The organism is Desulfovibrio sp. 1188_IL3213 (assembly GCF_036763145.1).
GTDB lineage: Bacteria > Desulfobacterota > Desulfovibrionia > Desulfovibrionales > Desulfovibrionaceae > Desulfovibrio.
Genome location: NZ_JBAIYR010000158.1, coordinates 1 through 5,046 on the forward strand (window position 1 = coordinate 1; position 5,046 = coordinate 5,046).

General features: G+C 60.3%; 3 protein-coding genes and 3 pseudogenes. All 6 read left to right on the forward strand.

What is annotated here, in order from left to right:
- Positions 1–128, forward strand: a pseudogene (locus V6C16_RS07790) (cytochrome ubiquinol oxidase subunit I); the annotation flags it as partial.
- Positions 128–1,198 (forward strand): annotated as a pseudogene (locus V6C16_RS07795) (AAA family ATPase); the annotation flags it as partial. The pseudogenes V6C16_RS07790 and V6C16_RS07795, both read left to right, overlap by 1 nt.
- Complete coding sequence (locus V6C16_RS07800) at positions 1,198–1,839, forward strand: class IV adenylate cyclase (RefSeq protein ID WP_333542973.1); 642 nt, start codon at positions 1,198–1,200, stop codon at positions 1,837–1,839. The pseudogene V6C16_RS07795 and the gene V6C16_RS07800, both read left to right, overlap by 1 nt.
- Positions 1,840–1,862: 23 nt before the next feature.
- The gene (gene clpS, locus V6C16_RS07805; RefSeq protein ID WP_012625056.1) at positions 1,863–2,183 is read left to right on the forward strand and encodes an ATP-dependent Clp protease adapter ClpS; all 321 of its coding nucleotides are present in this window, start codon (positions 1,863–1,865) and stop codon (positions 2,181–2,183) included.
- A gap of 8 nt (positions 2,184–2,191) precedes the next feature.
- Entirely contained in the window at positions 2,192–4,690 is a 2,499-nt protein-coding gene (gene clpA / locus V6C16_RS07810) for an ATP-dependent Clp protease ATP-binding subunit ClpA (protein WP_333542974.1), read from the forward strand.
- A 162-nt stretch (positions 4,691–4,852) separates the two neighbouring features.
- A pseudogene (locus V6C16_RS07815) lies at positions 4,853–5,046 on the forward strand (leucyl/phenylalanyl-tRNA--protein transferase); the annotation flags it as partial.

Here is a 5,046-nt window from a genome sequence, read left to right on the forward strand (position 1 = left end):
GGAAAAAACAGACCAAATTCTGGGGAAAACTTTTTGTCATTAACTTTACCTTGGGCGTGGTGACCGGGATTACGCTGGAATTCCAGTTCGGCACCAACTGGTCAAGGTATTCTGAATATGTGGGCGAAAATCCACGCTTCTTTTGCAGGTGGCCGGGCTTGTGGCCGCTCAGATGGCTGCTGTGGGCCGTCCCGTGCTGTATGCCAGCGGCGAGGAATCGCTGCCGCAGATCAAGAGCAGGGCCGAGCGTCTGGGCATGCTTGATCCCAACCTGCTGGCCCTTGCCACGTCTCGCGTGGAGGACGTGGTAGAGGCGGCCAATGCGCAAAACCCGGCCCTGCTTGTGGTGGACTCGGTGCAGACCCTTACAAGTCTTGAGGCCGAGGGCCTGCCCGGTAATGTCAGCCAGGTGCGGGCCGTTGCCACCTCTTTGCTTGAGCTGTGCCGTCGTCTGGGCTGCACCCTCATTCTCGTGGGCCATGTGACCAAGGATGGGGTGCTGGCCGGGCCGAGGCTGCTGGAGCATATGGTGGACACGGTTATTTCTCTTGAAGGCGACCGGCGGCAGATGTTCCGCCTGTTGCGCGTGTTCAAGAACCGGTTCGGTCCCAATGAGGAACTGCTTGTTTTCCGCATGGGCCAGCGCGGCATGGAAGTGGTGGATGACCCTTCCACCTTTTTTCTGGGCCAGCGCGATGCGTCCCTTTCGGGTACGGCCGTGGTTATGGCTGTGGACGGACAGCGGCCCCTTGCGGTGGAAGTGCAGGCCCTTGTATCCCGCACTTTTCTGAGCATTCCGCGTCGCGCTGCCCTGGGCTTTGATGTGGGCCGCCTGCATCTGCTTTTGGCCGTACTTGAAAAAAGGCTCAAGCTCAATTTCGCGCAGGTGGACATTTACGCCAAGGTGGGCGGGGGCATGAAGCTCAACGAGCCGGGGCTGGACCTGGCTCTGGTGGCTGCGGTGCTTTCATCCTATTATGACGTGCCGCTGCCTGAAAAAAGCGTGTTGTGGGGCGAGGTGGACCTGAACGGGCAGGTGCGCCCCGTGGCCGCGCAGGAACTGCGCCTTACCCAGGCCAGACGTCTGGGCTTTGACCCCATTGTGCATCCCGGAGAGGAAAAGGGCGGCGTTGCCACCATCGCGGCCTTGCAGCAGCGGCTTTTTCATCGCCGCCCCAAAGCGGAGGACAATGAGTAATGGCGCTGGAAGTGGAACGAAAATTTCCCGATGCAAATCTGGACGACCTGCGCCGCAGGCTGGCCGAAGCCGGTGCTCTTTGTCATGGCGCGCATTTTGAAAGCAACACGGTTTTTGACGCGCGGGACGGCTGCCTTGTCGCCGGTGGGCGTCTGCTGCGCCTGCGCAGTCAGGAGTGGGCCACACGGTTCCGTCATGTGCTGACCCTCAAGCTTCCGGCTGCGGTTCCGGCCGGGGCCGGGCAGTACAAGGTGCGTGAAGAGCGTGAAGTGGAAGTGTCGGACGCGTCCGCCATGAAACATATCCTTGAAGGCCTTGGCTACAGCGCCGTGGCGCGGTATGAAAAAGTCCGCGAACCCTGGGTGCTGGACGGCGTGGAGGTGGAGCTTGATATTCTGCCCTTTATGGAAGGGGCCGAACTGGAAGGCGAACCCGAAGCCATCGAGGCTGTGCAGCGCCGCCTGGGGCTTGACAAGACGGCAATGAGTACCAAGAATTATCATCAGCTGCATCAGGAATGGCTGCAGCGTAACAACCTGCCTGCGCGCCGCTCCTTTGTGTTCAGCGAAGCGCAAAGAGAAGCCTGGCGGCAGCAACTGGGCCTGGGGGAAGAAAACGATGTCCCCCCGGTATCGCGCTGAAAACCGTACTGTGGAGCCATTGAATGTCCTCTTTCAAACAGGGCCGCAATGACGGCGAAAGCCAGGTTATTGTGGAAAAAAAGCTGAAGGAGCCGGATCGTTACCGGGTTCTCCTGCATAACGACGACTATACCAGCATGGACTTTGTAGTGGCTGTTCTGTGCAGTATTTTTAACAAGACCACGCAGGAAGCAACCGCCATCATGCTGAACGTGCACCAGCAGGGCGTGGGCCAATGTGGCGTGTACACCCATGAAGTGGCTGAAACCAAGGTGAAAAGGGTGCATCAGGCGGCCAGAGCCGCCGGATTCCCCCTCAAGTGCACCATGGAAAAAATTTACTGAGATTGCCTATGCTGAGCAAGAGTGTTCAAAGCGTCATTCGTGATGCACTTATGGAAGCGCACCGGCGCCGCCATGACATGTTGACTGTCGAGCATGTGCTTTACGCGCTCACAAACAGCATGCGCGGCCGTATTCTGCTTGAGGGCAGCGGGGCCAGTGTGGCCGTGCTGCGCGAGCAGCTTGAGGATTTCTTTAACCGTGAACTGGAAGTGGTTCCTTTTGCCGGCAAGCACGAGGTGGCCCAGACAGAAGGCGTGCAGCGTGTGCTTGAGCGCGCCCTGGGGCATATCCGTGCTGCCGGGCGCGATACTGTAGAACTGGGCGATCTGCTCATTTCCATTATGGACGAAGAGGAAAGCTACGCCCACTACTACCTGCGCAAGCAGGGGGTGGAGCGGCTGGACGTGCTCACGTTTGTGTCGCATGGCATGGACGAGGGCGGCGGCTCACGCGGCGTGGAGCAGGGCGGCGAAGGCGAAGAAAAAGACGCCAAGGCCGATCCCCTGGCCCAGTACGCCGTTGACCTTACGGCCCGCGCCCGCGAAGGCAAGATAGACCCGCTGGTGGGGCGTGAGAACGAGCTTGACCGCGCGGTGGAGGTGCTGTGCCGCCGCCGCAAGAATAACCCTCTTTTTGTGGGCGACCCCGGCGTGGGCAAAACCGCCCTGGCCGAAGGGCTGGCTTTGCGCATAGTTGAAGGCGACGTGCCGGAAATGTTCAGCAAGGCCAAACTGTTCGCTCTGGATATGGGGCTTCTGCTGGCAGGCACACGCTATCGGGGCGATTTTGAAAGCCGCCTCAAGGCTGTGGTGCAGCGTTTGAAGGAACTGCCTGAAGCTATCCTGTTTATTGACGAAATACATACCATCGTAGGGGCGGGTTCCACGTCCGGCGGCTCCATGGATGCCTCCAACCTGCTCAAGCCGGTGCTTGCCAGCGGCGAACTGCGCTGTATCGGTTCCACTACATACGAAGAATTCCGCAACCATTTTGAAAAAGACCGCGCCCTGGCCCGGCGTTTTCAGCGCATCGACCTGACCGAGCCAAGCCCGGAGGAATGCCTTGCCATTCTTCAGGGTCTGGAAAAACGCTATGCCGATTTCCACAAGGTCCGGTACAGCTCTGCCGCCGTGAAGGCTATGGTGGATCTGACGGCCCGTCATGTGCGTGACCGCCTGCTGCCCGACAAGGCCATTGACGTTATGGACGAATCCGGGGCGGCTGTGCGCCTGGGACGTGGCGTACAAAGGTCCGGGACTTCGTCCGGAAAGCCCGCCGCAAGCGGGAAAAAGCCGCTGCCTCTGGTGGGCGTGGGGGATGTGGAGCGCATCGTGGCCCGCATGGCGGGCATTCCCGTGCGCACCGTGTCAGGCACGGAACGCAACCGTCTGGCCTCGCTTGAAAAAGACCTCAAAGGACTGGTGTTCGGTCAGGATGCGGCCATTGAACTGACCGTGCGGGCCATTCTGCGCGCCCGCGCCGGGCTCGGGCAGGAGCAGCGCCCGGCCGGAGCGTTTTTGTTCTATGGTCCCACGGGCGTAGGCAAAACTGAGGTAGCCCGCAGTCTGGCAAAGCTCATGGGCGTGGAGTTCCTGCGCTATGACATGAGCGAATATATGGAAAAGCATGCCGTGTCGCGTCTTATCGGCGCGCCTCCCGGCTATGTGGGATTTGATCAGGGCGGCCTGCTTACCGAGGCCGTGCGCAAGGCCCCGTATTCCGTGGTGCTGCTGGACGAAGTGGAAAAAGCCCACCCCGATATCTTCAATGTGCTGCTTCAGGTCATGGATTATGCCACGTTGACTGACAACACGGGCCGCAAGACGGATTTTTCGCACGTTATCCTGATCATGACCTCCAATGCCGGAGCTTTTGACATGTCCCGCCCGGCCATGGGTTTTGGCGGCGCCACACGGCAGGATGCGGCCCACAAGGGACTCAAGGCCGTGGAAAATACCTTCAGCCCCGAATTCCGCAACAGGCTTGATGCTCTCGTGCCGTTTGGCAGCCTGACCGAGGACATGATGCTGCGCATTGTGGACAAGTTTATGGCCGAGATTGTGGAAAGCCTTGAGCAGCGTCATGTGAGCCTCGAGCTTGGGCAGAAGGCCCGGCAATGGCTGGCCCGCAAGGGCTTTGATCCCGTCATGGGCGCGCGCCCTCTGCGTCGTCTGCTGCGTACCGAACTGGAAGACAGGCTGGCGCACGAACTGCTGTTCGGCTCTTTGGCCAAGGGGGGCAGCGCACGGCTTGACCTTGTGGACGACGCCCTTGTGCTGGAATCCGTCGGGGCAAAACCCGCGCGTTCTGCCGCGGCTGCCAGAAAGAAGCCGGTGAAGGCCAAAACAGAAACAGCCGATCCGGCAGACACAAAGAAGGTTAAGGCCGATAGCAAGAAAAAAACCTCCGGCAAAGGCAAGACGGCAGGCGTTGCGGCGCGGGGTTCAGCCACCGGAGCTGGGGCTGCCAAGGGCAAAGGCGTGAAGAAATCCGGCAAGGCGGACTAGGGGCAGTTTACAGTGCCGACGGGGCGGTGAAAGACCGCCCCGTCGGCACTCCCTTCCCTGGACGTTTCACCGCCTTGCCAGCCGTAAAAAAGCGGCGCTATGCTGTTTATCAAGCGTGGACCTGGCCGTCACGAGGGGACCCCATTGAGGATTTATACAGCCATGGCCGCCCAGTTTCCGCCATTGGAATCCGCGCGCAAGGACGGTCTGCTCTGTTTTGGCGGCGACCTGCACGCCGAGCGGCTTCTGGCGGCCTACAGCCGGGGGATTTTTCCCTGGTATGAGGCTGGCCTGCCCATACTCTGGTGGTCGCCCGATCCGCGTTGCGTGCTGCCGCTGGAGGAGTTTCGCCTGCA

Coding starts and splice junctions, on each gene's coding strand:
- clpS (WP_012625056.1), top strand. CDS start 1,863: ATGTCCTCTTTCAAACAGGGCCGCAATGACGGCGAAAGCCAGGTTATT.
- V6C16_RS07800 (WP_333542973.1), top strand. CDS start 1,198: ATGGCGCTGGAAGTGGAACGAAAATTTCCCGATGCAAATCTGGACGAC.
- clpA (WP_333542974.1), top strand. CDS start 2,192: ATGCTGAGCAAGAGTGTTCAAAGCGTCATTCGTGATGCACTTATGGAA.